Annotated in this window: 28 protein-coding genes; 10 read left to right on the top strand and 18 right to left on the bottom strand. The window is 69.8% G+C overall.

What is annotated here, in order from left to right:
* Positions 1–33: 33 nt before the first annotated feature.
* From ACIBBH_RS18720 to ACIBBH_RS18695, 6 genes are all read right to left on the bottom strand, one after another.
* Positions 34–1068, bottom strand: a complete 1035-nt coding sequence (locus tag ACIBBH_RS18720; RefSeq protein WP_399405828.1) for a glycoside hydrolase family 6 protein — start codon at positions 1066–1068, stop codon at positions 34–36.
* Between the two features lie 331 nt (positions 1069–1399).
* Positions 1400–2065, bottom strand: a complete 666-nt coding sequence (locus tag ACIBBH_RS18715) for a class F sortase (protein WP_399405826.1) — start codon at positions 2063–2065, stop codon at positions 1400–1402.
* A gap of 11 nt (positions 2066–2076) precedes the next feature.
* Positions 2077–2640 (bottom strand): hypothetical protein, encoded by a 564-nt coding sequence (locus ACIBBH_RS18710; protein WP_399405824.1) that lies wholly within the window; start codon positions 2638–2640, stop codon positions 2077–2079.
* Between the two features lie 106 nt (positions 2641–2746).
* Entirely contained in the window at positions 2747–3526 is a 780-nt protein-coding gene (locus ACIBBH_RS18705) for an HAD-IIA family hydrolase (RefSeq protein ID WP_399405822.1), read from the bottom strand.
* Between the two features lie 97 nt (positions 3527–3623).
* A complete protein-coding gene (locus ACIBBH_RS18700; protein ID WP_399405964.1) occupies positions 3624–4421 on the bottom strand; it encodes a hypothetical protein in 798 nt (265 codons plus the stop codon).
* Positions 4422–4743: 322 nt separating this feature from the next.
* Positions 4744–5880, bottom strand: coding sequence for an ROK family protein (locus tag ACIBBH_RS18695; RefSeq protein ID WP_399405820.1), 1137 nt, complete (start codon positions 5878–5880; stop codon positions 4744–4746).
* A gap of 83 nt (positions 5881–5963) precedes the next feature.
* On the opposite strand from ACIBBH_RS18695, the gene ACIBBH_RS18690 reads away from it, so the two are divergent.
* From ACIBBH_RS18690 to ACIBBH_RS18680, 3 genes are all read left to right on the top strand, one after another.
* Positions 5964–7046 (top strand): Gfo/Idh/MocA family oxidoreductase, encoded by a 1083-nt coding sequence (locus ACIBBH_RS18690; RefSeq protein WP_399405818.1) that lies wholly within the window; start codon positions 5964–5966, stop codon positions 7044–7046.
* Entirely contained in the window at positions 7043–7549 is a 507-nt protein-coding gene (locus ACIBBH_RS18685; protein ID WP_399405816.1) for a heme-degrading domain-containing protein, read from the top strand. The genes ACIBBH_RS18690 and ACIBBH_RS18685 overlap by 4 nt, the downstream gene beginning before the upstream one ends.
* Before the next feature lie 73 nt (positions 7550–7622).
* Positions 7623–8489, top strand: a complete 867-nt coding sequence (locus ACIBBH_RS18680; protein ID WP_399405814.1) for an LLM class F420-dependent oxidoreductase — start codon at positions 7623–7625, stop codon at positions 8487–8489.
* A gap of 22 nt (positions 8490–8511) precedes the next feature.
* Here ACIBBH_RS18680 and ACIBBH_RS18675 read toward each other — a convergent pair whose 3' ends face one another.
* From ACIBBH_RS18675 to ACIBBH_RS18640, 8 genes are all read right to left on the bottom strand, one after another.
* Positions 8512–9363: a fumarylacetoacetate hydrolase family protein gene (locus tag ACIBBH_RS18675; RefSeq protein WP_399405812.1), complete on the bottom strand. Its 852-nt coding sequence runs from the start codon at positions 9361–9363 to the stop codon at positions 8512–8514.
* Between the two features lie 65 nt (positions 9364–9428).
* On the bottom strand, positions 9429–9836 hold the full coding sequence (locus ACIBBH_RS18670) for an Imm50 family immunity protein (protein ID WP_399405810.1): 408 nt from the start codon (positions 9834–9836) through the stop codon (positions 9429–9431).
* Entirely contained in the window at positions 9826–10326 is a 501-nt protein-coding gene (locus ACIBBH_RS18665) for an Imm50 family immunity protein (RefSeq protein ID WP_399405808.1), read from the bottom strand. The genes ACIBBH_RS18670 and ACIBBH_RS18665 overlap by 11 nt, the downstream gene beginning before the upstream one ends.
* Positions 10316–10549, bottom strand: a complete 234-nt coding sequence (locus ACIBBH_RS18660) for an HNH/endonuclease VII fold putative polymorphic toxin (RefSeq protein WP_399405806.1) — start codon at positions 10547–10549, stop codon at positions 10316–10318. The genes ACIBBH_RS18665 and ACIBBH_RS18660 overlap by 11 nt, the downstream gene beginning before the upstream one ends.
* The gene (locus ACIBBH_RS18655) at positions 10459–12561 is read right to left on the bottom strand and encodes an RHS repeat-associated core domain-containing protein (RefSeq protein WP_399405962.1); all 2103 of its coding nucleotides are present in this window, start codon (positions 12559–12561) and stop codon (positions 10459–10461) included. The genes ACIBBH_RS18660 and ACIBBH_RS18655 overlap by 91 nt, the downstream gene beginning before the upstream one ends.
* 51 nt (positions 12562–12612) lie before the next feature.
* Positions 12613–12855, bottom strand: a complete 243-nt coding sequence (locus tag ACIBBH_RS18650) for a WXG100 family type VII secretion target (RefSeq protein WP_399405804.1) — start codon at positions 12853–12855, stop codon at positions 12613–12615.
* Between the two features lie 112 nt (positions 12856–12967).
* Positions 12968–13279 (bottom strand): hypothetical protein, encoded by a 312-nt coding sequence (locus tag ACIBBH_RS18645; RefSeq protein WP_399405802.1) that lies wholly within the window; start codon positions 13277–13279, stop codon positions 12968–12970.
* A 150-nt stretch (positions 13280–13429) separates the two neighbouring features.
* Positions 13430–14299, bottom strand: a complete 870-nt coding sequence (locus ACIBBH_RS18640) for a class E sortase (protein WP_399405800.1) — start codon at positions 14297–14299, stop codon at positions 13430–13432.
* Positions 14300–14703: 404 nt separating this feature from the next.
* On the opposite strand from ACIBBH_RS18640, the gene ACIBBH_RS18635 reads away from it, so the two are divergent.
* Together ACIBBH_RS18635 and ACIBBH_RS18630 are read left to right on the top strand one after the other, a co-directional pair.
* Complete coding sequence (locus ACIBBH_RS18635; protein ID WP_399405799.1) at positions 14704–15714, top strand: hypothetical protein; 1011 nt, start codon at positions 14704–14706, stop codon at positions 15712–15714.
* 225 nt (positions 15715–15939) lie between these two features.
* Positions 15940–19023, top strand: a complete 3084-nt coding sequence (locus ACIBBH_RS18630) for a DUF3427 domain-containing protein (RefSeq protein WP_399405960.1) — start codon at positions 15940–15942, stop codon at positions 19021–19023.
* A gap of 5 nt (positions 19024–19028) precedes the next feature.
* Here ACIBBH_RS18630 and ACIBBH_RS18625 read toward each other — a convergent pair whose 3' ends face one another.
* Complete coding sequence (locus ACIBBH_RS18625) at positions 19029–19664, bottom strand: ATP-binding protein (RefSeq protein ID WP_399405797.1); 636 nt, start codon at positions 19662–19664, stop codon at positions 19029–19031.
* A 120-nt stretch (positions 19665–19784) separates the two neighbouring features.
* Between ACIBBH_RS18625 and ACIBBH_RS18620 the strand changes: the two genes are divergently transcribed.
* From ACIBBH_RS18620 to ACIBBH_RS18610, 3 genes are all read left to right on the top strand, one after another.
* Positions 19785–19928: a hypothetical protein gene (locus tag ACIBBH_RS18620; protein WP_399405795.1), complete on the top strand. Its 144-nt coding sequence runs from the start codon at positions 19785–19787 to the stop codon at positions 19926–19928.
* 81 nt (positions 19929–20009) lie between these two features.
* Complete coding sequence (locus ACIBBH_RS18615; RefSeq protein ID WP_399405793.1) at positions 20010–20753, top strand: class I SAM-dependent methyltransferase; 744 nt, start codon at positions 20010–20012, stop codon at positions 20751–20753.
* A gap of 40 nt (positions 20754–20793) precedes the next feature.
* Complete coding sequence (locus ACIBBH_RS18610) at positions 20794–21336, top strand: MOSC domain-containing protein (protein ID WP_399405791.1); 543 nt, start codon at positions 20794–20796, stop codon at positions 21334–21336.
* Between the two features lie 342 nt (positions 21337–21678).
* Here the strand turns inward: ACIBBH_RS18610 and ACIBBH_RS18605 are convergent, their stop codons facing one another.
* Both ACIBBH_RS18605 and ACIBBH_RS18600 read right to left on the bottom strand, forming a co-directional pair.
* Positions 21679–21816, bottom strand: coding sequence for an alpha/beta fold hydrolase (locus ACIBBH_RS18605; protein ID WP_399405789.1), 138 nt, complete (start codon positions 21814–21816; stop codon positions 21679–21681).
* Positions 21795–21926, bottom strand: a complete 132-nt coding sequence (locus ACIBBH_RS18600) for a hypothetical protein (RefSeq protein WP_399405787.1) — start codon at positions 21924–21926, stop codon at positions 21795–21797. Before ACIBBH_RS18600 ends, ACIBBH_RS18605 begins: the two co-directional genes overlap by 22 nt.
* A 480-nt stretch (positions 21927–22406) precedes the next feature.
* Between ACIBBH_RS18600 and ACIBBH_RS18595 the strand changes: the two genes are divergently transcribed.
* Together ACIBBH_RS18595 and ACIBBH_RS18590 are read left to right on the top strand one after the other, a co-directional pair.
* Positions 22407–23606, top strand: a complete 1200-nt coding sequence (locus ACIBBH_RS18595) for a S8 family peptidase (protein WP_399405785.1) — start codon at positions 22407–22409, stop codon at positions 23604–23606.
* Complete coding sequence (locus ACIBBH_RS18590; protein ID WP_399405783.1) at positions 23603–23851, top strand: hypothetical protein; 249 nt, start codon at positions 23603–23605, stop codon at positions 23849–23851. Before ACIBBH_RS18595 ends, ACIBBH_RS18590 begins: the two co-directional genes overlap by 4 nt.
* A gap of 41 nt (positions 23852–23892) precedes the next feature.
* Here the strand turns inward: ACIBBH_RS18590 and ACIBBH_RS18585 are convergent, their stop codons facing one another.
* Positions 23893–24435, bottom strand: coding sequence for a DUF2267 domain-containing protein (locus ACIBBH_RS18585; protein WP_399405781.1), 543 nt, complete (start codon positions 24433–24435; stop codon positions 23893–23895).
* Between the last annotated feature and the right edge of the window lie 62 nt (positions 24436–24497).

The raw sequence follows: 24497 nt of genomic DNA, 5'->3' as shown, positions 1-24497 counted from the left end.
TGCCCTCCGGCTCGGCGGGCACCCCCGGTCACGTCAGGCGGACCACTTGCTGGCTTTCGCCAGCTTCAGCGCGTAACTCGCCCACCACTCACCGGCCTTCGGGCCGCCCTTGCACTGACCGTCGGACTCTCCTGGGCGCTTGACCCACAAGTACGCGTCCACCAGCGGGTCCGCCGTCTTGGTCGTCGGGGTCTCGCCCAGCGCCCGGCCCGGCGGGTTGCACCACCGTTCGTCCGGACTGCCGCCCGTGTACGGGCCGTTGCCGTTGCGGCTGGTGTCGATGACGAAGTGCTTGCCGCCCACCTTGGCGGAGAGCTGCTTGCCGTAGGCGATGGAGTCCTGGGTGGAGTAGAAGTTGGCGACGTTGACGGCGAAGCCGTCGGCCTGGTCGATTCCCGCCTGCCGGAGGGACTGGAATATCTGGTCGGGGTGGCCCCAGCCGGCGTTGCCGGCGTCGAGGTACACCTTCGTGTTCTCCAGGGACTTGAGAGTGGTGACGGCGCTCCTGAGGAGGAAGTAGCGCTCCTCGTGGAACCGGTCCGGGGTGCAGCCGTCCACCAGGTGCAGGACGGCGTCGGGTTCGAGGATCACCGTCGCGGCGCGGTCGCCGATGCCCTTCGCCACGCCGTCGATCCAGGCGCGGTAGGCGTTGCCGTCGGCGGCGCCGCCTTGCGAATACTGGCCGCAGTCGCGGTGCGGGATGTCGTAGAGGACGAGCAGGGCCGTGCGGTCGGACTTCTCGGCGGCCTCCGTGAAGCCGCGGGCCTCCCGCTCCGGGTTCTCCGGGCCGATCCACTCGCCGGTCGGCTGCTCGGCCATCTTCCTGATCTGTTCGGCGTCGGACTTCCTGCCGTCCTTCTCGTAGGCGGCGGCCTGCCGGGCCGCGTTCCCGTCCGGGTTCACCCAGAACGGGTCGGCGCCCTTGGGCTGTTGCGTGATCCTGGAGCCCGGATCATCCGCCTTGTCCCCTCCCCCGGACGAACACCCGGCGACCAGCAGCGCCGCTGACAGCACCACCGCGGACGCCCCGGCCCGTACCGAAGACAGGGCCCCCCAGCTGTCGTACATCCAACTCCCCCTTGGGTGCACGGATTCAGGTGCCAATCGTGACATACCTGTCGTGCCGGTCACGAGGTCGCCCGAGCCTTGTCGGGGAGCTGTTACAGCCCGGTGCGCCTGGGTGGGTGCGCGCGTGACGGATGCCTCGACGCCGCGGCGGACGGTGAGGCGGAGGGCGCGCACTGGACGGGCTGCGGGGCAAGCCCGTGCCCGCGCGCTCTCGGGCCCACCCGTGCGGCGCACCCGTCCGCTCCCTCCCTCCGGGCCAACCGCGCGCCTCCGCTCCAGGAGCGGGTCACCGACCGGGCCAGGTGGCTCGCCCACGGTCCCAGGCGGGTCCCTACAGCCCGGTCCCGGTCAGGTACGCCGACACCACCACGTTCGCCGTGTAGCTGCGGCTGGCCCGGTCAAAAGTGCCACCGCAGGTGATCAGCCGCAGTTCGGCGCGGCCCGACTCGCGCGGACCGTAGGCCTGTTGGGCGTCGAAGCGGTCGCGGGACAGGACCCGGACGTCGTCCACGGTGAACTCGGCGACCCGGCCGTCGCTGCGGATCACGCGGACCGTCTCGCCGGGCCGCAGCGCGCTGATCCGGTAGAAGACGGCGGGCCTGCTCTCGGTGTCCACATGCCCCACCATCAGCGCGGTCCCCGCCGCCCCCGGCTTCACCCCGGCCGCGTACCAGCCCACCACCCCGGGCTGGTCGAAGGGCGGCGGATCGATCGCGCCCTGACCGTCCAGGCCGCGGGCCACCACCGGCGCCTGCACCCCGAGGTCGGGGATGTCGATGCGCTGCGGCACCGCCTCGCCCAGCGGTCGGGCGGCGGGCGGCAGCCCGGACCCGGCGGGCCGGCCCACCGCGGCCACGTCGCCGGTGGTGGGCCCGGATATCCCGGCCGGTACGTCGGTCACCTCGCGGCCCCACAGCCACAGCCCGAGAAGCAGCAGCGCCCAGGCCACACCGGCCAGCAGCCGCCCCGTACCGGAGGAACGCTCATGATCGGACATGACCGGCCACCTCACCGCGTGCCGCGGCTCCGGCGGGCACCGAGCAGCCCGACGGCGAACGCGGCACCACCGGCGAGGACCAGACCGGTCACCGCCTGGGCGGTGCCGGGCGCGGCCGCGCGGGCGTCCACCGAGGCGAGGTCCGCGGTGCCGCCGCCGCCAGCGTGGACGGGGGCGACGGGCGAGGCGGGGGCGGCGGGCTGCCCGTGGGACGACTGGGTCGGGTGGGCCCGGGACGACGCCTTCTCCGCGACGGTGATCCTGCCGTTGACCATGTCGCCGGCGCAGGTCACCTGCACGTCGTACGAGCCGGTCTGCAGGGAGGTGCGGATCCGGGTCTCACCGGTGAGCGTGCCGTCGGTGCCGGTCAGCCGGGCATCCGCGACGAACGCCACCGAGACGGCGGTGCCGGTCGGCCCGGAGCAGCCGCTCACCCGCAGGGTCACGTCGGTGCCGGGGGCGGGGGACGACGGGGTCACGGTGACTCCGGCGTCCGACGTCGTCGCGTGTGCCGCCGGGGCGAACGCGACGGCGGCCAGGAGTCCTGTGCAGAGAGTGAGGCGTACTGAGCCCATCGTGAACCTCCAGGGATATCTGGAGGCTCCCCCGTCGGGAGCGCCTCCGCATCCTCGGGAGGCGCTCAATTACTCCGTACGGGTCACCTTCGGCCTCCTGCCGGTCTCAGACCCGGTCGACGAGGTCCGCGATGGAGTCGACCACCTTGGACGGCCGGTACGGGAAGTCCTCGATCTGCTCGGGCCGGGTCAGGCCGGTGAGCACCAGGAACGTCTGCATTCCGGCCTCCATACCGGCCAGTACGTCGGTGTCCATGCGGTCGCCGATCATCGCGCTGGTCTCGGAGTGGGCGCCGAGGGTGTTCAGCCCGGTGCGCATCATCAGCGGGTTCGGCTTGCCCGCGAAGTACGGGTTCTTGCCGGTGGCCTTGGTGATCAGCGCGGCGACGGCGCCGGTCGCGGGCAGCGGGCCCTCGGCGGAGGGGCCGGTCTCGTCCGGGTTGGTGCCGATGAAGCGGGCGCCGCCGTTGATCAGGCGGACGGCCTTGGTCATGGCCTCGAAGGAGTAGGTGCGGGTCTCGCCGAGGACCACGTAGTCGGGGTCGTGGTCGGTGAGGATGTAGCCGATGTCGTGCAGCGCGGTGGTCAGCCCCGCCTCGCCGATCACGTACGCCGACCCGCCGGGACGCTGGTCGTCCAGGAACTTGGCGGTGGCCAGGGCCGAGGTCCAGATGTTCTCGATCGGCACGTGCAGGCCCATGCGGGCGAGCCGCGCGTGCAGGTCGCGCGGGGTGTACATCGAGTTGTTGGTCAGGACCAGGAAGGGCTTCCCGGAGTCGCGCAGCTTCTTCAGGAAGGCGTCGGCGCCGGGGATGGGCACACCCTCGTGGATGAGCACACCGTCCATGTCGGTGAGCCACGACTCGATGGGCTTGCGTTCTGACATGTGCCGTCTCCTGCCGTACAGGTGCCGCGGGAGCCCCAGCCTAGACACAGGTCCGATCTTGCGGGAACGGCCTGTTCACTGTGTGCTCGGCCCGGCCTCAGCGCCTCCGCCGCCCGACCAGCAGCGCGCCGCCCGCGGCGAGCAGCAGAGCGGCCGCGAGCACGCCGCGGGCGGTGCCGAGGCCGGTGCCGGCGAGTTCGTCGGCGAAGGGGAGGCCGCCGGGGGACGCGGTGGCGGAAGGGGAGAGGGAGGCAGAAGCGGAGATGGCGGGGCCGGGCGTCGGGGCGGGGGCTGTGGCGCCGGTACTGCCGGTGCTGTCGGGGCTGGGCTCCGGGGCGGGCTCGGTGTCGATCCCGAACCGGTAGTCGCCGGAATCCCCCACCCACTCGCCGTCGTCCCCCTGGCGCTCCACGACCGCGGCCCTGGCGGTGACCTGGTTCGGTACGGCGTCGGAGGTGACGGTGAGCCTGACCTTCACGGAGACGGTCTTCTTCGGCGCCACGGCGAACCCCGGAAACCCGTCGTCGAAGGCCCCCACCAACTCGTCCTCGTCGGTGCTCTCGAAGTGGACCGGGTGGGCACGCGCGCCGACGTAGAACTCCATCTGCGCCTGCTCCGGCTTCAGCGCCCGCTTGTCGTCGACCAGCACGACGACCGGGTGTACGGCGGTGCAGGCCCGGTCGGTGGTGTTGGTGAGGTCGACGTACCAGGTGCCGAACCCCCCGCCGGCCTCGTACGACGTGGGCCCACCGTGAATGCGCGTACTGATCGGAAAGGCCCGCCCGTCGGACCCGGCACAGTCGGGGGTGGCCTCCCCTCCGTGCGCCGGCCCCGTGGGGCCGAGAACGACGGCGGCTGCGGCGAGGCAGAGGGACAGGGGCGTGCACAGTCGCATGAACACATAACCGTGCCGGGCGGAGGCGGGCTCCTGCGGCGCCACTCCCACCCGGCAGCAAAACTCCCCCCGATCGGCCTCGCCCAGGCCTCGCCCTCCTGGGGGCTCCCCCCGCCACCGCAACCGCCGTGGCTGCGGGCAGTCGCGCCGCGGGGACGCGGCGGTCGCCCCAGGCGGCACGGGTGGGCGATGGTGTCCCCCGCCCGAGCGAAGCCGAGCGTGGGGGAGGCACCCGGCCGGCGCGGGCGAGGGCCCCCGGCACCGACCCCGGGCACCCCGCCGGCACCGGGCCGGACAACCAACCCCCGTCCCCGACCCCGCGTCACCCGTCCACCCGCCCGAACAACGGCCCCAGCAACAACTGCGCCGCCCCCACAGCCACCCCCCACCCCCCATCGCCGAAGGCAACCCGCACAGGCACTCCCACCCCCCCTTCCCTCCGGGCCCGCTCCCCCAGCACCGCCCCCACACCCCCCACGAAAACCTCCGGCGCCCCCTCGACCGTGCGCCCGCCCAACAGCACCGCATCGATGTCGAGCAGCCCCACAAGGTTCGCCGCCCCCGCCCCGAGGACCCGCGCCGCCTCCCCCATCTCCCCCCGCGCCACGGCCCCGAGGCACAGCACCTCGATGCACCCCCGGTTGCCGCACCCGCACACGGGTCCGTCCAGCTGGATCACCTGATGCCCGAACTCCCCCGCCCCGGTCCGGGTCCCACGATGCACCCTCCCCCCGATCACCAGCCCGGCCCCCAGCCCCGTACCGAGATGCAGATACGCGAAGGAGCCGGACTCAGCGGCGCCACCCCCCACCGCCAGCCCCAGCGCGGCGGCATTCGTGTCCTTGTCGACCACCACGGGCACCCCCAACCGCCCGCCCAGCACATCCCGCAGCGGAAACCCGTCCCACTCGGGAAACCCGGTGACCCGCCGCAACACACCCCGCGCGTGATCCAGCGGCCCGGGCAGCGCGACCCCGGCCCCCAGCACGGACGCCCCCGACGCGGACAGCACCTCCCCCACCTGCCCGGCCACGGCCTCGACGGCCGCCTCCGCCGGGTCCCCCGCCCGGAGGTCGAGCGGAACCCGCCGCCCGGCCACCACCGCCCCCGTCAGATCGCACAGCACCACCCGCACCTCGTCCCGGTCGAGATGCACCCCCACGGCATGCCCGGCCCCCGGCACCAGCCGCAGTACGGTCCGCGGCTTCCCCCCGGTGGACGCCCGCCGCCCGGCCTCCACCGCGAGGCCCTCCTCCCGCAACCGCGCGGTGATCTTGCTGACGGCCTGCGGGGTCAGCCCGGTCCGCTCGGCCAGTTCGAGTCGGCTGATCCCCTCGGTCCCGGCACTGCGCAGCAGGTCGAGGACGAGCGCGGTGTTGTGACTGCGCAGCCCCAGCAGGTTCACCCCGGTCGTCCCGGTCGCCCCCGCCCGGCCGCGGCCGCTCCTTATGTCCGCCACCCTGCTGCCACCTTCCACGCTCGCCACTCCCCCATTCTCCCCACCACTTGCACTTTGGCAACAGCGTTGCGAAAGTGGATCCCATGACTGGCACTGGCACCCCCGACACACCCCGCCGCGTCGGCCTCATCGGCTACGGCCTCGCGGGCTCCGTCTTCCACGCCCCGCTGATCGCCGCCGCCGAGGGCCTCACCCTCGACACGGTGGTCACCTCGAACCCCGAGCGGCAGGAGCAGGCGAGGGCCGCGTTCCCGGACGTCCGTATCGCCGCCGCCCCCGACGAGCTGTTCGGCCGCGCCGACGAGCTGGACCTGATCGTCATCGCCTCCCCGAACAGGACGCACGTCCCGCTGGCCACCGCCGCCCTCAAGGCGGGCCTGCCGGTCGTCGTGGACAAGCCGGTCGCCGGCACCGCCGCCGAGGCGCGCGAACTCGCCGCCCTCGCCGAGGAGCGCGGCCTGCTGCTGTCGGTCTTCCAGAACCGCCGCTGGGACAACGACTTCCTGACCCTGCGCAAGCTGCTCGCGGAGGGCGAGCTGGGCGACGCCTGGCGCTTCGAGTCCCGCTTCGAGCGCTGGCGTCCGCAGCCCAAGGGCGGCTGGCGCGAGTCCGGCGACCCGGCAGAGATCGGAGGTCTGCTGTACGACCTCGGGAGTCACGTCGTCGACCAGGCCCTGGTCCTCTTCGGCCCGGCCACCCAGGTGTACGCCGAGGCGGACATCCGCCGCCCCGGCGCGAAGACCGACGACGACACCTTCATCGCGCTGACGCACGCGAGCGGCGTCCGTTCCCACCTCTACGTCTCCGCCACGGCGGCCCAGCTCGGCCCCCGCTTCCGGGTGCTGGGCTCGCGCGCGGGCTATGTGAAGTACGGTCTCGACCCCCAGGAGGCGGCCCTGCGGGAAGGCCTGCGGCCCGGCCCGGCGTGGGGCGCGGAACCCGAGTCCCTGTGGGGCCGCCTGGGCGCCGGGGAGTCCCCGCTGACCGGCGGCGGACGCCCCGTACCGACCCTGCCCGGCGACTACCCCGCCTACTACGCGGCCGTGGCCAAGGCCCTGACCGGCGCCGGCCCCAACCCGGTGACCGCGCTGGAGGCGGCCGCCGCCCTCGGCGTACTGGAGGCGGCCCGTCGCTCGGCCCGCGACGGTGTGGCGGTGGCGCTGTGACCAACCACCCGCGGATCACCCCGAAGTTCGCCCCGGAACTGACCCCCTCCGTGGAGGAACTGGAGGCCCAGGAACGCCGCCTGGTCTTCCGCCGGTTCACCTACGACGACGCCTGGGCCCTGGGCTCCCTCCTGATGGAGCTGGCCAGGGAGCGCCAGGCCCCGGTCGCCATCGACATCCACCGGGCCGGCCAGCAGCTCTTCCACGCGGCCCTGCCCGGCTCCACCCCCGACAACGACGCCTGGATCACCCGCAAGCGCCGCGTGACCGAGCGCTACGGCGCGGCGTCGTACCTGGTCGGCGCCCGCTTCCGGGCCAAGGGCACGACGTTCGAGGAGTCCTCCCGCCTCGACCCCGACACCTACGCGGCCCACGGCGGCTCGTTCCCGATCCATGTCGAGGGCGTGGGCGTGATCGGCGCGGTCACCGTGTCCGGGCTTCCCCAGCTGCAGGACCACCGGCTCGTGGTGGAGGCGCTGGAACGGTTCCTGAGCCGGGACTAACGGGAGCTCGCCTCCGGTTGGCACCGGTGCACGGCCACCACGGCGCACCACCCGACCGGAGGAGCAGCAACCGATGAGTGACGCGCTGAAGCAGACCGTCGGACGCTACGGCATCTGGAGCGTCGGCCTGCGCTCGGAGGACCCCTCCCGGCGCGGCGAGCCGGCCGAGGCCGCGGCGGAGCTGCAGGAGCTGGGCTACGGCGCCGTGTGGCTGGGCGGCAGCAGCGCCGCCCACCACGCCCTGCCGCTGCTGGAGGCCACCGACACGCTCGCCGTCGGCACCAGCATCCAGAGCATCTGGCAGTACGGGGCCGGGGCGAGCGCGGCGGGCTTCGCCGAGGTGGAGGCGGCGCACCCGGGCCGCTTCGTCCTCGGCCTCGGCGTCAGCCACGCCAAGCTCGCGGACCAGTACCGGCGCCCGTACTCGGCCCTCGTCGCCTACCTCGACGCCCTGGACGCGGCCGGGGTGCCCGCCGGCCGCCGGGTCCTGGCCGCCCTCGGCCCGAAGACCCTCGAACTGTCCCGCGACCGGGCGGCGGGCGCGGTGCCGTACCTGGTCACCCCCGAACACACCGCGCGGGCCCGCGAGATCCTCGGCGAAGCGCCGCTCCTGGCCCCGGAGTTCAAGGTCGTCCTGGAGACCGACCCGGCCCGCGCCCGCTCCCTCGCCCGCGAGACCCTCGCCCTGTACCTCTCCCTGCCGAACTACACCAACAGCTTCCTGCGCCTCGGCTTCACCGAGGACGACCTGGCCGACGGCGGCAGCGACCGCCTGATCGACGCGGTGTTCGCCTGGGGCGACGAGGACCGGGTACGGGAGCGGATCAACGCCTTCCACGAGGCGGGCGTGGACCATGTGGCCCTCCAGGTGGTGGAGGACGGCCCGAGGGACGGCCTTCAGCGGGAGGCATGGCGGAGGCTGGCCGAGCTGCTGGCCTGACACGCACCGGAGTCCCGAGGGGCTAGGCGTCCTTGAACTCCTGCCGCTGCCGCCCCAGCCCCTCGATCTCCAGCTCGACGACATCCCCGGCCCGCAGGAACGGCTTCGGCTCGGGCCGCCCCAGCGCGACCCCGGCCGCCGTACCGGTGTTGATGACGTCCCCCGGGTACAGGGTCATGAACTGACTGACGTACCGCACGACTTCCGCGACCGGGAATATCTGCTGGGCCGTCGTCCCGTCCTGCTTGAGCTCCCCGTTCACCCACAACTTCAGCGCCAGCGCCTGCGGATCGGGCACCTCGTCCGCCGTCACCAGCCACGGGCCCAGGGGGTTGAACGTCTCGCAGTTCTTGCCCTTGTCCCAGGTCCCGCCCCGCTCGATCTGGAACTCCCGCTCGGACACGTCGTGCGCCACCGCGTACCCGGCGACATGCGCGAGCGCCTCCTCGGCCGGCCCCAGATAGCGGGCCGTACGCCCGATGACGACCGCCAGCTCCACCTCCCAGTCGGTCTTGGTGGACCCGCGGGGGACGAGCACGGTGTCGTACGGCCCGACCACCGTGTCCGCCGCCTTGAAGAAGATGACCGGCTCGACGGGTGGCTCGGCGCCCGTCTCGCGGGCGTGGTCGTGGTAGTTGAGCCCGATGCACACGATCTTGCCGATCCGCCCCAGCGGCGGCCCGACCCGCAGACCGGTCGCGTCCGGCACGGGCAGTTCCCCGCTGTCGGCGGCGGCTCGGATCCGGCCGAGCGCCGCGTCGTCGGCGAGCAGCGCACCGTCGATGTCCGGGACGATCCCCGACAGGTCCCGCAAGGTCCCCTCGGCGTCCAGCAGCGCGGGACGCTCCGCCCCCGCCGTACCGACTCGCAGCAACTCGCATCGCCCGCACGCCTCGAGTCGACATACAGGAATCCGATCAGGGCTCCAGCAAGAGATCGTCAGGGGCTGTCCGAGGCGAGATAGGCATGTGTTCTCGTCAGGGCCGCCGCGGGAGAGCGGAAAGTGATGCCGGACGCGGTGGTACCCAGGACCACCTCGAACGAAGTGCCCTCCCCCTTTACCAGGCTTTTTTCCTTGGCCTGGGCAGCCCCCCAGCCAGTGACTTGGATCCCTTGCACGTCCGTGAAAACAAGATAGAACTCAAGAGCATTGAATCCCTTGGCGACCCAGTCCTCAGGCCGAGTTTCCGGCAGATTCCTCGTTTCGAAACCAAGCGTCACAGAACGTCCACGCTCGTCGAGGTGAACGTAGAAAAGGTTACATTCATCGGGTGAAGGCGGGGAATCGCCGTACAGTGCTCCCAAAAAGCTCGATGAAGCAAACAGCCGCTTCCACTCACCGCTCATAGAACGTCTTCTCCTCCGCGCCAGGAAGGACGGTGTGCCGCCTCGCGTCCACCTTGCTCAAGAAGAGGTGGCGCCCACTGTCCGATCCATTGGCGCCCTTCCTGAAGGCGCTCACATGGCCGACCCTCACCGAATCGGCGCAGTCGAACCGCAACGCCAACCCGCTGCCGCTCGCAGTCACCCTCATACGCCGGTCGCTGCCCAACGAAACTGCCTCGATGTCGGCGACCGCCGGAGGATCCCAGAGCGTGAGCGAGAGGTTGTCCAGCGCAACGAACTGGAGCTGACATTGAACGGTGTCCATCCCCTCGTCGCGCCACTCCTGCGGAGGCACCCCCGGAAATGTCGGCAGGTCCATGCGCAAGGTCACGGTGGGGCCGCGAGGGCTGAGGTTGACCGACCTGACATGCACACCTTTGAGTTCGGGTAGGTCATCACTGTAGAGAGAGTGAAGTATCTGCGGATTTACGAGAAGTCCGTCAGCGATCATAGTAGTAGTGCTCCTCGCAGCCCGGGATCTGCCCGTTGCGGGTGTCCTCGAAAGGCCTTACATGCACGTGAGCGGGTTGGTAGCCGGGTTCTCCCGGTTTCTGATGCCCGAACCAGTGGTCCTGGAAGACTACTAGGTCCTCCCCGTTGGGATGCTCGTAGACCTCTTCCGTGTAGAAGATGGGTTGGTGATATCGGTCATCAACTGTGGGGACCCCTGCCATTCCGGCCCCCTGGCCGACACGAACTCGTCAACTTCGAGCGGTTCAGCCCCTTCGGGAATTCCAGCCTCTCGCAAAGCCAGCACCTTCGCCTCTTCGAAAGTACGCCCCGCAGGCTCCCCACATTCGGGCGCCAGACCCAGGGGGTCGATCCAGGTGTGCGGGTTGTGCACATAGGTGACCGGGTTGGGGGCGGCGGCCAGCCCAAGGGGGTCGGGGGCGAGGTAGCGCGCTGTTTCCGGGTCGTATGTGCGGAAATAATTGTAATGCAGTCCTGTCTCGGCATCGAAGTACTGGCCCGGGAATCGAAGCGGCGTGTACGCCGTCGCATTGGCGTTCCAGGTTGTTGTTCCCCAAAGTGTCGCTCTGGCCCGCCAGGCTATATCGCCCCGGCTTCCGATGAGCTCGGTCGGTGTGCCAACGAGGTCGGTGACGATAGCGAAAAACCGCTCATCGACGAGACTCGGCGACGCCTCCCGATCGACGAGGCGCTCCCTCTGCACGAGCGGGCGGCCTCTCTGGTGGTCCCACGTGAGAACGACAGATCGGGAGTTCGGCTTCTGCTCCGTCGTCTGTTCGCAGAGAGTGTGGCCGTCCCAGGTGAACAGCGTTTCCTCCAGGACGTCGCCACCGTCCGCGGCCACACGCTGCTTGGCAACCCGGCGCCCGAGAGGGTCGTAACGGTAAATCCATCGCGAGCCGTCGGGCGTCGTGAGGGAGACGAGCCGGTCCTCGGCATCCCAGACATAGCGCCAGGTGTCTGGTTTGCGAGACAACCTTGCCTTTTGGCGCAACACGATGCGGCCGGCGTCGTCGTGTTCGTACCGCACACCTCCGGCACGGAGAATGCGGGTGCCTGCGTACGTACGTTGCCCCGTGGCCTCGTGGCCGGCGTAGACGTCGGGCCAGTCCGCAAAGGTTTGATTTCCCTCGTCGTCATATGCGTACGTCTCCGTCCAGTCCTGAGCCCGGACTGCGGTGACGCGGCCGGCACCGTCGAGTTCGAAGCTCCCGCTGCCGTTCAGTTGATCGTGCACTCCGATCAGGGCCCCGTCCGGACGGTAGGAGAACGCACGGCGCTGGACCACGTCGATATCGGACAGGACACTCTGTGTCGCGAGCCGCCCCCTTGCGTCGAAGGTGTGGGCGAGGGTGACCGCCTCACCGAACCGAACTCCGGTTTCGCGACCGGACTCGTCCCGATGGAAGACGACCGCGTGCTCCGATGCCGTCAGTTCAACCGCACGGCCCGCCGCGTCATATCGCCACGTGCTTGTCGCACCCCCTGGTGTGCGGCGACTGGTGCGGCGCCCCAGTTCGTCGTAGGAGCAACTGAGCGTGCGCCCGTTCACCGTCTCCGACCGGCGCAGGCCGCGCTCGTCGAGTTCCAGCGAGAGGAAAGCGTCGGGACCCCGCGCGGCAACAAGCCGACCAGAAGGTGCGTACGCGAAGGTGGTGATCAAACCTGCCGCGTCCTTGCGGACCATCTGCCCGAGCGCGTTGCGCTCATAGTGCACGGTCTGCCCCAGCGCGTTGGTTCGACTCGAGAGGCGCCCGGCGCCGTCGTACGCGTACCTGCGCCCACGGCCATCGAAATCCACCTCGGCGACCAAGCGGCCGACGGCGTCGTACTCGTAACTCCACGCGGAACCGTCAGGATTCAGCACCTGCACGAGGCGCAACTCGGTGTCGTGCACGAATTCCCGGCGCACACCGTCAGGACCCGTGCGAGCGGCGACGAGATCAAAGTACGTGTACTCGAACGAGGTGACAGCGCCCACTGGGTTCTGGTGGCTGAGGCAGTTGCCCTCACCGTCATATGTCCACGTCTCGACCGTGCCGTCCGGTGCCGTACGCCGCAGGAGGCGGCCCTCCGCCGTCCAATGCCACCGCGTGGTCGCTCCCGTCGCATCGGTGGCGGCGACCACCCGCCCGAAGGCATCACGTTCGTAGCGCGCAATCGTGGCCATGGGGTCGGTGACTTGCAGAGGAAGCCCGGTGGCATCGCAGAGGATGCGTGTGACATAGCCGAGCGCATTCGTGATCGTTGCCAGACCGCCGTGGGGTCAGAGCATCTCGTGCGCCTTGTCCGCGAAATCGTCCAGCGCCTTGGCACCCTTGCGCAGGGCGTGCGCCATGTCGGTCGCGGACTTCCGGGCGGCCTTGGACCGCTTGTGGAAGGCCTTGGCCGCCTTCCCCTCCCACACCACCCCCGACAGCGCCCGGTCCTGCGCGGCGGCGGCGTCCTCCAGCCCCTTCGCCAGGTGCCGCCACTTCTTCGCGATCTCCCGGACCCCGTCCGGATCCACCGCCGGACCGTGATCCCCAGGAACTCCAGACGACTGGCGAGGTTGTCGCCGAACCAGTGGTTGGCCTTGTTGATGTAGTGCAGCGGGTTGAGATCCACCATGATCCGGCGCCTCAGCCCTTCTTCGCCCGGGCCTGGGCCGCCAGCAGCACGTCCAGCAGATCGAAGGCGTCGGACACCTCACCGATCAGCTTCGCCTCCGCCTCCCACTCCTCCTCCAGCTGCCTGGTCAGCTTGGACAGAGTGGTCATGCCCTTCTCTATCTCGTCCTTCGCGCCCAGCAGCGAACCCAGCGCCCCCAACGCCTTGAGGTCGTGCTGCTGCTCCTTGAAGTCCGCCAGCGGCTTCGCCGTGTGATGCCCCACCGTCCGCAACCCCGACGCCGCCTTGTGCATCGACGCGGCTTCCTTCTTCAGGTCGGACATGCGACCAGCCCCCGTACTTCGCCGTTCTTTCCCGTACCGACCGTGCATCACTCTGTGCACATGCCAACCCCACGACACTAGGGAGAGGGGTTATGCGCGGGGTATGGGCGAGCCCAAGGGCGGGTAAAGACCACCGCCCCGGTCGCCGCCCTACGCCCGGGGCCGCATCGACACCAGCTTCCCCCACACGACCATCCGGTACCGGGAGGTGTACTCCGGGGTGCAGGTGATCAGGGTGATGTAGTAGCCCGGCTCGCTGTACCCGTACGCGGGCCTGACCACGGACCGCGGCACGGCCTTGACGACCCCCGAGTCCCGGGACGACGTCCGCGGGAGGATCTTGTCCACGGCGTACGTGTAGGTCGCCGTCCGCGTCTCGACCCGCACCGTGTCCCTGGCCCGCAGTCGCGGCAGGTACCGGAAGGGCTCCCCGTGCGTGTTCCGGTGCCCGGCGACCGCGAAGTTACCTGTCAGCCCTGGCTGTTGGGTGCCGGCGTAGTGGCCGACGTACCCCTGGTTGAGGACGTTCGGCTTGCTCACGCCCTCGGCGACCGGGACGCGCAGGCCGAGGCGCGGGATGGTGAGGATGGCGTAGGCCTGGGAGCGGCGGGGCCGCGCCGTGCCTGTGGTGGTGGCGTACGACCGCTGCTGCCCGGTGGCCCCCGTGGCTGACCGGGAGAACGACGACGCGGACGACGTACCGGCAACGGAGGACTCCTCGGCAGATCCACCGTCAGGCCCACTGCCAGGCCCGCCCGAGGAGCCGGCATTCCCCGTCCCCCACTCCCGCTCCAGCGCCTCCACCTTCCGCTCGGCCCCCCGCCGAGCCTCCCGGTTGGTCCACCACAACTGGTGGACGACCAGCAGCGCGAGGACGACCCCGACGGTCACCAGGACCTCGCCCCCGGTCCACAGGGCGCGCCTGCGCCGGGCACGCCGCCGCCGGGTGCCGTGCTCCACGACAGGTACGACGGGTACGCGGGATACGCGGGATACGGCTCGAACGACGGGAACCCGCATACGCAGTTCGCCTCCTCCGCCTGGGCCGCAGCCGGAACCGGAACCGCCCGCACGATAAGGCGCCCGGCCGCAAGTCACCAGAGCCGTAGACATTCCTGCCACTCGCCACCCCGCGATCACTTCCTCCACCGGTTTTGGAGAGGGCTGTCTCCACTCTCGAAACTCCCGCACACCACACCTGATGCTTCGTGTTGGCAACCTTGCAGGTGGACGGGGTCACGGCGTGACGGCGTGACGGCGTAAGACGGCTGGCCGCGGCGGCACGGGTGCCCCGCGGCCGGCCGAGCCCGGGCGGGGGCACCCGCCGACCGGTGACAGTGGCATTCCCCGGCAGGCCGCGAAGAGCGCCGCAGACCGTAGGACCTCCCTCTCCTTTGTCACTGGTCGGCAGTACGGTGTCCCCCATGCGCCCCGACACGCCTGCCGAGAACGTCGACCACACCGCCGAAGCGGCACGCCTGGAGCGGACCGCCGGCCTGTACCCCGAGGACGCCGAGGCCCTCCTCCTCCAGGCCGCGGCCCACCTGGAACTCTCCGGCGACCGCCCCGCCGCGACCGCGCTCTACGACCGCCTGCTGTCCTCGTCGGACGGGCTGGAGAACCCCCACCTGGTACGCGCCCTGAAGGCCTCGAACCTCTGGGAGTACGACCACGAGGCCGAGGCCCGCGCGATCATCGACGGAGTCCGCGCCTCCGCTCCGCGGGATCCGGCGCCCTGGGTGATCGTCGCGGAGTCCCTGGAGGCCCACGACGAGCTGGAGACGGCGCACGATACGTTCACGGAGGGCGTGACCCTGCTGCTGACGGATGTCGCGGAGCCCCCGTACTCGACACATCCGCTGCTGTACGGCCGCCACCGCGTCCGGCGCATGCTCGGTCTCCCCCACGACGACTGGGACATCGTGGCCGACACCCTCCACACCTCCTCCGTCTCCCTGGACGAGCTCCACGACCCCAAGCGGGTCTGGTCCCTCGGCTCCTCCAACCCGGCGGAACTGGAGGCGGAGATCTTCCGGCTGCGGGCGGAACTGGGCGCGTACCGGGAGGCCCTGTCCCGTCCCTTCCCGGTCGCGGTCCTGCACTGGCCTGCCGGCGAGCTGGCGGAGCTGGTCTCGGCGTATCCGTCCCTGTCCGCCGAGTACCCCTCCCATGAGGAGCACCTCTCGACCATAGAGGCGTCGCTGCGGGAGCTGGCGTCCTCCGGCACGCCGAACCTGGGGATCGTGACGGGGACGGTGCCTTCCTATGAGGCCTTCGCCGCGTCGGAGGGGGCTTCGCCGGGGGACGTTGCTTTGCTGCCGCAGTACGCGACGACGCTGGCGGCACGGGGGCGGGCTGTGGCTTGGCCGCCTCAGCGGGGGGCTGGGTGTTGGTGTGGGGTGGGGCGGGTTTATGGGGAGTGTCATGGGGTCTAACGAGTGGGGGGCGGAGCTAATCACGCCTCTCACTGACCGAAAGTGATCAGCTTTCACCGCATGGCCTTAACTTGTCAGTGACTGCTGTTAAAACTGACACACATCGATGCAAGCGATCGTGTGTGATCACCCATGAGGGGCAGCGGGGGCAAAGGAGCAGTCGTGGCAGAGTCGGGGGAGCTTGAGCCGGTCACGGGCGTCTACGAGCAGCTCATCACCGAAGGCATGCACCACCAGATAGAGGACCTTGAAGCCACGGGTTGGAAGGCGATCGACGCCGAGGTCAGCCAAGAATCCACGCCTTATGTGCTGGCCCGGCACATCGGCGAGGCCGTGGCGCGACGGTTGAGCCAGCTACCGCAGAAGAAGCAGGTGGAAGTCGCCAACCAGATCATGCGGTCGCTGGCCTCCGGCGCCCCTGACCCGGATGATGACGAAACGTTCAACACCATCGCAGACGGTCCCCGGCAACTGCTCGCCCTCGCCGAAGAGGAGGCGCCCGGCGTCTTCGCCATCCGTCCCCTGACCCCGCTCTCCGAGACGGCGCTGATCACCAACGCGCCGGACGACCCCAACCTCGGCGCAGAGCTGCGTGCCGAGTTGGCCACGGCCGACCGCATCGACCTGCTCTGCGCATTCGTGAAGTGGCACGGCATACGGGTACTCGAAGAGGCGTTGCACGCTGCGCGGAAGCGCGGCGTCCGCATCCGGGTCATCACGACCACCTACATCGGCGCCACGGACCGGTACGCGTTGGACCGCCTCGTCCGCGAGTTCGGCGCCGAGGTCAAGGTCAACTACGAGATCCGCTCGACTCGCCTGCACGCCAAGGCCTGGCTCTTCCGCCGCAAGACCGGCTTCAACACGGCGTACGTGGGCAGCTCCAACTTGTCGAAGGCCGCATTGCTGGACGGCCTGGAGTGGAACGTACGGCTGTCGTCGGTGGCCACCCCCCGGGTGATCGAAAAGTTCGAGGCGACGTTCGATGCGTACTGGGCCGACGCGTCGTTCGAGCCCTACGACCCGGATGCGGACGGGCAACGCCTCGCCGAAGCCTTGGCGCAGGCGGGCGGCAGCACGCCCGGCGAAGAGCTCAAGATCAATATCTCCGGCCTCGAAGTACGACCGTTCCCGCACCAGCGGGACATGCTGGAGCGTCTTCGCGTCGAGCGTGAGGTCCGCGGCCACCACGAGAACCTGCTGGTGGCGGCGACCGGTACCGGAAAGACCGTCATGGCGGCCTTGGACTACCGCAACCTACGCGATCAGCGCGGTGGGGAACTCCCCCGGCTACTCTTCGTGGCGCATCGCAAAGAGATCCTGAAGCAGTCCCTGCGTACCTACCGTGAGGTGCTCGCCGACGGCTCCTTCGGTGAACTGCTCTTCAACGGGCAGGAGCCCCGAGATTGGGAGCACGTCTTCGCCAGTGTGCAGTCCCTCAATCTCGAACGGCTGGAGCAACTGGATCCCAGCCATTTCGACGTCATCGTCATCGACGAATTCCACCACGCCACCGCCGCCACGTACCGCCGCGTCCTTGAGTACTTCAAGCCGGCCGAGTTGCTCGGCCTCACCGCGACTCCTGAGCGGATGGACGGCTACTGCGTCCAGGACGAGTTCTTCGGAGGCCGGATCGCCGCCGAGATGCGACTCTGGGAAGCTCTCGAGAACGATCTGCTGTGTCCCTTCCACTACTTCGGGGTGCCAGACGGCACGGACCTGTCCCAGCTCAACTGGCGTGCGGGTTCCTACGACCGGGACGAACTCGGCAACCTCTACACGGCAAGCCATGCGCGCGCGCTCATGGTCATCAATCAAGTCAAGGCCAAGATCGCCGATCCGTCGGTCATGCGCGCCCTGGGCTTCTGCGTCACGAAGGCGCACGCCCACTTCATGACCGGCTGCTTCAACGGGGCAGGGTTCAAGGCCGCCGCCCTCGACAGTGATTCGACGACCGCGGAACGCGAGCGCACGCTGAACGACCTCAAGACCGGCAAGATCCAGGTGATCTTCTCCGTCGACCTGTTCAATGAGGGCCTGGACATCCCAGACGTCGACACACTGCTCCTCCTGCGCCCGACGAATAGCGCCACGGTGTTCCTGCAGCAATTGGGGCGCGGTCTGCGTCGTACTCCGAACAAGCCTGTGCTGACGGTGCTGGACTTCATCGGCCAGCACCGGGCGGAGTTCCGCTTCGAGGAGCAGTTCCGCGCCCTGACCAATCTCTCGCGCAATCGTCTGGTCGAGAGCATCGAGCGCGACTTCCCGCAGTTGCCCTCTGGGTGTCAGATCCTCCTTGAGGACAAGGCGAAGGAACTCGTACTCGACAACATCCGTACGCAGCTGGGCTCGACCATCAACACACTGGCGAAGGAAGTCAGGGACTACAGCACGCTTGAACTCGCGTCCTACCTGCGGGAGAGCAGGCGCGAGATCAACGAGCTCTACCGAAGCTCGAATTCCTGGACCAAGGTCCTGCGCAAAGCCCGGATCATCAAGGAGGCCCCGCTGCCGGGCGAGGAGGAGCTCCTCAAGCGGGTCCATGCCTTCCTGCACGTGGACGACCCTGAGCGGGCGAGGGTGTATCTGCGCCTCCTCGAGGACGATGCCCCCGACTACGACTCCCTCTCCCCCGCAGAGCAGGCATACGCCCGCATGCTCTTCTTTATCCTGTGGGACAAGGCAGGCGGCTTCTCCAGCTACCGGGAGGGTCTGGAGTCGCTGCGAGCCCAGCAACTCGTGCGCGACGAATTGCAGCAGGTGCTGTCATACGTGCTCGACCGCACCGACCACCTGCCCATCCCACTGGACGGCCCGCTCGGCCACCTCCCCCTGAAGATCCACAGCTCCTACAACCGCTCCGAGATACTGGCCGCCCTCGGAGTGGCGCGACTGGGCGGGCAGATGCCCGGAACCTTCAGCCAAGGGGTGACCTGGGTCGAGGAGCTCCAGACGGACGCTCTTCTCATCACGCTGGAGAAGAACGAGCGGGACTTCTCACCCAACGTGCGCTACAAGGACTACGCCCTCACGCCCACCCGATTCCACTGGGAGTCGCAGAACAGCACGTCGGAGAACTCCCCGACCGGCCTGCGTTATCAGCAGCATGCCGAGCGAGGCAGCCACGTCCTGCTGTTCCTGCGCCGCTACAAGGACAACAGCATCGGCAAGTCCGAGCCTTGGATGCTCTTGGGACCAGCCGCCTACCGGGAGCACAGCGGTAGCAAGCCGATGGCGATCACCTGGGATCTCGAGCACGAACTCCCCGCCGACGTGTGGTCGTACTCCGCCACGATCGCCGCCGGGTGATGTTCTCAGCTCCGATGAGCGTCTTCTGCCTCGAAGTGCATCTGAGCCCGGTCCAAAGCCTCGTCCGCATCGTGGCCATGGGCTCGAAGCCAGTGCAGGAGGTCGGTGATGGCGTCGATCGCGATCGTCTCGGCCACAACCGCGTTCAGCCGATGTGACCCACTCGGGTGTGCCAACTGCCTCGCGTTGTAGACGTCGAGCACCGTCTCCGCCCTTGCGACATGGGCGTCGCTCTGGTGCCCGTAGGGCGTGGTCAATCTGGTGGCGAGCTCACACCACGTGACCTTGTGATGGGAGAGGAGCTGGACACCCCAGCGATCGGCAATGGTGTCGACGATTGCCATGCCCCGTCCCGCTACCGCGTCGGCGGTCGCGTTGACCAGCGTCGGTAGAGCCCGCATATCAGGGTCATGGACTTCGATACGCAGATGTGTACCGCTCATCGAGACGGCCAGGGTGCTCGGAGTGCCGGGGCCTACATGAGTGATCACGTTGGAGAGGAGCTCGCTGACGCAGAGTTGGGCCGCTTCGATCAGGTCAGGCAGCCCCCACACTCCCAGGTAGAGGCGTAGAACGCGGCGGAGACCCGCCACTGCCTGGGGTTCCGCGAGGAAGGGAAGGTCCCACGGCTTCCTCGGCATGCATGACGTACAGCTCATAAATCAACTCGCTCCAGGTGACCGCTGGTTGCGGTGTGCCATTGATCGCACAAGGGCGGAGACCAGGCGCGATGGATCCTTACCCAGGCAAGCCGCGCTCGGATGGTCACGACGCACCGGAACCTGCCGAACGCGACGTGGACCGCGCATATCCGGCGACGCTTCGTCCTCGACGCGCCTTTCGCGAACCACGAAGTCCTGATGACCGGCAGGATCATGCTGGCAGTGTCCGAGGAGGGCAAGTAATGCGCCGCCGACCAACAAGAGCGCCGTGGTGTTGGCGCGAAGGTGAGCCTGGGGGCGTGCCTCCCTCGGATACTGGCTGGTATGGCCCTCTATGACGCCCTCGGTGCGACCTACGCCCGGACCAGGCGGCCCGATCCGCGGATCGGTGCGCGGATTCGTGCCGCGCTCGACGGCATGGCGGATGTGATCAACGTGGGGGCGGGTGCCGGGTCGTATGAACCGGCGCGGACGGTGCTCGCGGTTGAACCCAGTCACGTCATGGTTGCCCAGCGGCCATCCGGAGCCGCGCCCGCCGTGCGGGCGGTGGCGGAGCGGCTGCCGGTGCGGGACTGCGCGGTCGATGCCGTGATGGCGCTGCTCACCGTGCATCACTGGAGCGATCTGGCTGCCGGGGTGGGTGAGCTGCGGCGGGTTGCCCGCCGGCGGGTCGTCGTGCTGACCTGGGATCAGGAGGTCTTCCGGGAGCGGTTCTGGCTCGTGCGGGAGTATCTGCCGGAGGCGGTGGCGTTCGACGACGACCGGGCCGTTCCGGTGGCGGAGTTGGCCGAGCTGCTCGGTGGGGCGCGGGTGGAGACGGTGCCCGTGCCCCATGACTGTACGGACGGGTTCGGGGCCGCCTTCTGGCGTCGGCCCGAGGCCTACCTCGACCCGCAGGTGCGGGCGGGGATCTCCCTGTGCGCGCAGACCGGCGAGGACGTTATCGCTCCCGGACTGCGCCGGCTTGCGGACGACCTGGCCTCCGGACGCTGGTACCGGCGCCACGCTGAGCTGCTCGGCCTCGACAGCATCGACGTCGGTTACCGGCTGCTGGTCGGTCACATCTGACTTAGGGTGTCGGGGGAGCTTGTGGGAAGAGGGGGTCCCTGTGAACGGCACAGTCACCGCCGTCAGCAGCAACGGCGAGTACTCCTTCACCAAACCGAACCGGGAGAGCATCACCCTGCTCGCCGGGCTCGGGGTGGAAGGGGACGTGCATGCCGGGGTGACCGTGAAGCATCGGTCGCGTGTGGCGCAGGATCCCACTCAGCCGAATCTGCGACAGGTGCACCTCATGCATGAGGAGCTGTTCGACGAGGTCGCCGGTGCCGGGTTCGCGGTCGCGCCCGGGCAGCTCGGGGAGAATGTCACCACTCGCGGTATCGACCTGCTCGGGCTGCCCGCGGGGACGCTGTTGCGGATCGGGGACGAGGCCGTCGTCGAGGTGACGGGGCTGCGGAATCCCTGCCTGCAGATCGACAACTTCCGGCAGGGGTTGCTCAAGCAGGTCGTCCGGCGGGCGGAGGACGGGAGCGTCGTACGCAAGGCCGGCATCATGAGCATCGTCCTGGAGGGCGGCGTCGTGCGGCCAGGGGATGCGATCAAGGTTGAGCTTCCGGACGGGCCCCATCGGCCGCTGGAGCGTGTCTGACGGCGCTGACGGCGGGGATGGGCGGCAAGGAAGCTCACGGTCGTCTCGTACAGGCTCTCCGGCTGGTCCAAGTGGACGTCGTGCGAGGCGTTTGCGATGGCCTTCACTTCGGTTGACGGTCGGCGGCCGCGCATCTCCGCCGCCTCCGTCGGCCGCATCGTGCCGTTGTCGCCTCGGATGACCAGGGTGGGACAGGCGATCCGCGACCACTGCGTCCAGTAGTCCGCCGTTGCCAGTTCCGCGACCGCCGCGACCAACGTGTCGCGGTCCGGCTCCGGGTGCCAGCCGTCCTCCCGTTCGTCCAGGCCTCGTACCCACGCCTCGTGGCCGAGGAGATGAGGGCTACCGCGTCGCGTACCGCCGCCGCCTCGTCATGTCCCGTGGCGTGCGCGTGCTGTCGCCGTGGCCTCTCGCGTCGTACGTCACCACGCGGTGGCCGTCCGCGAGGAGGCGGGCGATCAGGTCGTCCCACTCGGCCATGTGGCCCGCCAGGCCGTGCAGGAGGAGGACCGGGGGGCGGGCGGGGTGTGGTCGCGGTAGGCGATGCGGGTGCCGTCCGGGGTGGTCAGGTGGGCGAGGGCGGGCGTCAACTTGGTTGCTGCTCCCGGCGGTCGGGGATGGCCCGGGATGGGCGGGGGCGCCGTCAGGATCCCCGGCGCGGTCGTTCGCCGCCGGTGGTTTGTCTGCGGCGCTGCCGAGAGTTGCAGCTTCAACCTGCGCGTTCTGCAGTTGCGGGGCCCCGCCAGCGGGGTGACGGTGGAGGCAGGGGTGTTGAAGGAGCCGACGGCACAGGGGGCGAGGGGCATCAGCGCTCGAGACCCGGCAGACTCGCCCAATCGTTGAGCCTGACCGCGCATCGGCGTATGTCCGCGTGCCGAGGACGCACTGGAACCGGCGCAGAGGCGGACGCGGAAGCGGACGCAGGAGCGGAGAAGGCAATGACGAATGGGTCCATAGGAAGGCGCCTCGGCGGTGAGCCTCCTGGTCGGGCGGGTGCCCTCGCACAGCGGAGCGCGGAGTACACCGGACGGTATGTGGTTCTGCTGGACCAGTCGAATCCGGAGAGCGGGATGAACGCGCTGCGTTCCTCCGCCGGTATCGCGTCCGTCGAGCGGGTCAGAGGGGCGGAGCCCGACGTCACGGCCGAGGCCCTCGCCCGCCCCAACACCTCGGTGCTTCTCGACGAACTCGGCGTGGCGATCGTGGAGGCACATCCGGACCAGCGGCACGCGCTGGTGATGACCGCCGAGGCGGAGCCCTCGATCATCGCGGCGGAGCCCGAGCGCGTGGTGTACGCCACCACGATCACCGAGGCCGGACAGTCCCTGACGGGCTCCTTCCCCGCCTACCGCAGTGACGTGGCCGAACTGGAGCGGTTCACCCAGGCCGAGATGGCGGCCCATCTGGGCCCGGCCTGGGACGAGTCGAACGCGACCTGGGGACTGCAGGCCATCCGCGCGCACCTGTCCGGGATGGACGGACAGGGCGTGAAGATCGCCGTTCTGGACACCGGGGTGGACACCGGCCATCCGGATCTCTCCGGGTGTCTGGACGAGACCGCCTCCTTCGTCGAGGGCGAGGAGGTGCAGGACGGCAACGGTCACGGCACGCACTGCATCGGAACGGTGGCCGGTCCGGCCAGGCCCCGCCAGGGTCCCCGCTACGGCGTCGCCGGTGGGGCCCGGGTGCTCGCGGGCAAGGTGCTCGGCAACCGCGGCTCCGGTAGCGACGGCCAGATCCTGGCAGGCATGGCCTGGGCGGTCTCCCGCGGGGTGCGAGCGATCTCCATGTCGCTCGGTGCGCCGGTCGGGCCCGGTGAACTCTTCCCGCAGACCTACGAGCATGTGGCACAGCGGGCGCTCAAGCTCGGCACGGTGATCGTCGCCGCGGCCGGCAACGAGAGTCAGCGGCCCCAGTTCGTCCGGCCTGTCGGACGTCCCGCGAACTGCCCGTCGATCCTCGCCGTGGCGGCGCTCGACAAGGATCTGTCGACCGCGTGGTTCTCCTGCCAGGCCATCAACGGTCAGGGCGGCGAGATCAACATCGCCGCACCCGGCGTGGACGTGCTCTCGGCCGCGCCCGGCGGCGGGTTCCAGACGCTGAGCGGCACCAGCATGGCCACACCGCATGTCGCCGGTGTCATCGCCCTGATCGCGCAGGCGCAGCCCGGTGCGTCCGGGGCGGATCTCAGTACGCGGCTGCTGTCCGGGGCGTTCCCGATGTCGCTGCCCGCCGAGGATGTCGGCTCGGGGCTGCTGCAGGCGCCGTGAGCCGGACGTCGGATCCGGAACCGGTCGGGGTCATTCTCTCCGTGGACCCCGACCGGTTCGCCGAGGTGGTGGAAGCGGCCCGGCGCGGCGGGCTGACGGTCACCGGAGAACAGCCGTTGCTCGGTTCGCTGTCGGGCACGGTCGCCGAGGACCGGATCGCGGAGCTCGAGCGGATCGACGGGGTCGAGGCCGTCGACCGGGAGCGTACGTACCGTCTTCCACCACCGGACTCACCTGTCCAGTGAGTCTGGCCGGACTCACCTGTTCAGTGATCCGGTCCACCGGTCTACGGGGCGGGGGCCAGGTCCGCCCGGCCGAACAGCAGGGCGTAGCCGGGCGGGAGTTGGGCGATGATGCGGGTCACCAGGTCGTCGCCCACCAGCTTCGGGAGCACGCTCAGGACCGAGCTGACGTCCCAGCGGGCCGTCGCGGGGGTCGCTCCCTCGATACGGGCCGCGATCGACTCGACGAACTGGGGGGCCGTCTGGGGGCGGGTGGCCGGGATCTGGGCGGCCACCACCCTTGCCGCCTCCTCGGGGAGGGCTCGGGCCAGGTCCACTCGTTCGTCGCCGATCACGTGGCCGCCGAGGGCCGACAGGACGATGCGGGTGATGCGTTCCGCCTCGCGGCGGGTGGGGTAGCGGCCGGCTTCGCGGACCTCGTCGATCAGTTCCGTCCAGGCGTCTCGTTCGGTGCCTGCGGGGTGTGGCCGTGTGCCGGGGGCAGGGCCGGTTGCGGTGTCGTACGGCGTCCGTGGTCCGCTCAGTGTCGTGGGCGTCGGCAGTGTCACTCTCGGCACTGTCACGGTCGGCACCGTCGTCGCGGTCATCGTGTGCGAGCTCCCTTTCCGGTCCGCCCGCCGCCTGGGCTGCGGCGGGCCTGGGTGACCTC

Source organism: Streptomyces sp. NPDC051636, assembly GCF_044453765.1.
Taxonomy (GTDB): Bacteria; Actinomycetota; Actinomycetes; order Streptomycetales; family Streptomycetaceae; genus Streptomyces.
The sequence above is the reverse complement of the archived record's forward strand: the minus strand, read 5'-3'. Positions and strand labels throughout refer to the sequence as shown.

What these genes read in the sequence shown, in the direction of transcription:
- ACIBBH_RS18720 (WP_399405828.1), bottom strand. Translation starts at nt 1,068, where the DNA reads ATGTACGACAGCTGGGGGGCCCTGTCTTCGGTACGGGCCGGGGCGTCC.
- ACIBBH_RS18715 (WP_399405826.1), bottom strand. Translation starts at nt 2,065, where the DNA reads ATGTCCGATCATGAGCGTTCCTCCGGTACGGGGCGGCTGCTGGCCGGT.
- ACIBBH_RS18710 (WP_399405824.1), bottom strand. Translation starts at nt 2,640, where the DNA reads ATGGGCTCAGTACGCCTCACTCTCTGCACAGGACTCCTGGCCGCCGTC.
- ACIBBH_RS18705 (WP_399405822.1), bottom strand. Translation starts at nt 3,526, where the DNA reads ATGTCAGAACGCAAGCCCATCGAGTCGTGGCTCACCGACATGGACGGT.
- ACIBBH_RS18700 (WP_399405964.1), bottom strand. Translation starts at nt 4,421, where the DNA reads ATGCGACTGTGCACGCCCCTGTCCCTCTGCCTCGCCGCAGCCGCCGTC.
- ACIBBH_RS18690 (WP_399405818.1), top strand. Translation starts at nt 5,964, where the DNA reads ATGACTGGCACTGGCACCCCCGACACACCCCGCCGCGTCGGCCTCATC.
- ACIBBH_RS18680 (WP_399405814.1), top strand. Translation starts at nt 7,623, where the DNA reads ATGAGTGACGCGCTGAAGCAGACCGTCGGACGCTACGGCATCTGGAGC.
- ACIBBH_RS18670 (WP_399405810.1), bottom strand. Translation starts at nt 9,836, where the DNA reads ATGAGCGGTGAGTGGAAGCGGCTGTTTGCTTCATCGAGCTTTTTGGGA.
- ACIBBH_RS18665 (WP_399405808.1), bottom strand. Translation starts at nt 10,326, where the DNA reads ATGATCGCTGACGGACTTCTCGTAAATCCGCAGATACTTCACTCTCTC.
- ACIBBH_RS18660 (WP_399405806.1), bottom strand. Translation starts at nt 10,549, where the DNA reads ATGGCAGGGGTCCCCACAGTTGATGACCGATATCACCAACCCATCTTC.
- ACIBBH_RS18645 (WP_399405802.1), bottom strand. Translation starts at nt 13,279, where the DNA reads ATGTCCGACCTGAAGAAGGAAGCCGCGTCGATGCACAAGGCGGCGTCG.
- ACIBBH_RS18640 (WP_399405800.1), bottom strand. Translation starts at nt 14,299, where the DNA reads ATGCGGGTTCCCGTCGTTCGAGCCGTATCCCGCGTATCCCGCGTACCC.
- ACIBBH_RS18635 (WP_399405799.1), top strand. Translation starts at nt 14,704, where the DNA reads ATGCGCCCCGACACGCCTGCCGAGAACGTCGACCACACCGCCGAAGCG.
- ACIBBH_RS18630 (WP_399405960.1), top strand. Translation starts at nt 15,940, where the DNA reads ATGCACCACCAGATAGAGGACCTTGAAGCCACGGGTTGGAAGGCGATC.
- ACIBBH_RS18625 (WP_399405797.1), bottom strand. Translation starts at nt 19,664, where the DNA reads ATGCCGAGGAAGCCGTGGGACCTTCCCTTCCTCGCGGAACCCCAGGCA.
- ACIBBH_RS18620 (WP_399405795.1), top strand. Translation starts at nt 19,785, where the DNA reads ATGGTCACGACGCACCGGAACCTGCCGAACGCGACGTGGACCGCGCAT.
- ACIBBH_RS18615 (WP_399405793.1), top strand. Translation starts at nt 20,010, where the DNA reads ATGGCCCTCTATGACGCCCTCGGTGCGACCTACGCCCGGACCAGGCGG.
- ACIBBH_RS18605 (WP_399405789.1), bottom strand. Translation starts at nt 21,816, where the DNA reads ATGGCCGAGTGGGACGACCTGATCGCCCGCCTCCTCGCGGACGGCCAC.
- ACIBBH_RS18595 (WP_399405785.1), top strand. Translation starts at nt 22,407, where the DNA reads ATGAACGCGCTGCGTTCCTCCGCCGGTATCGCGTCCGTCGAGCGGGTC.
- ACIBBH_RS18585 (WP_399405781.1), bottom strand. Translation starts at nt 24,435, where the DNA reads ATGACCGCGACGACGGTGCCGACCGTGACAGTGCCGAGAGTGACACTG.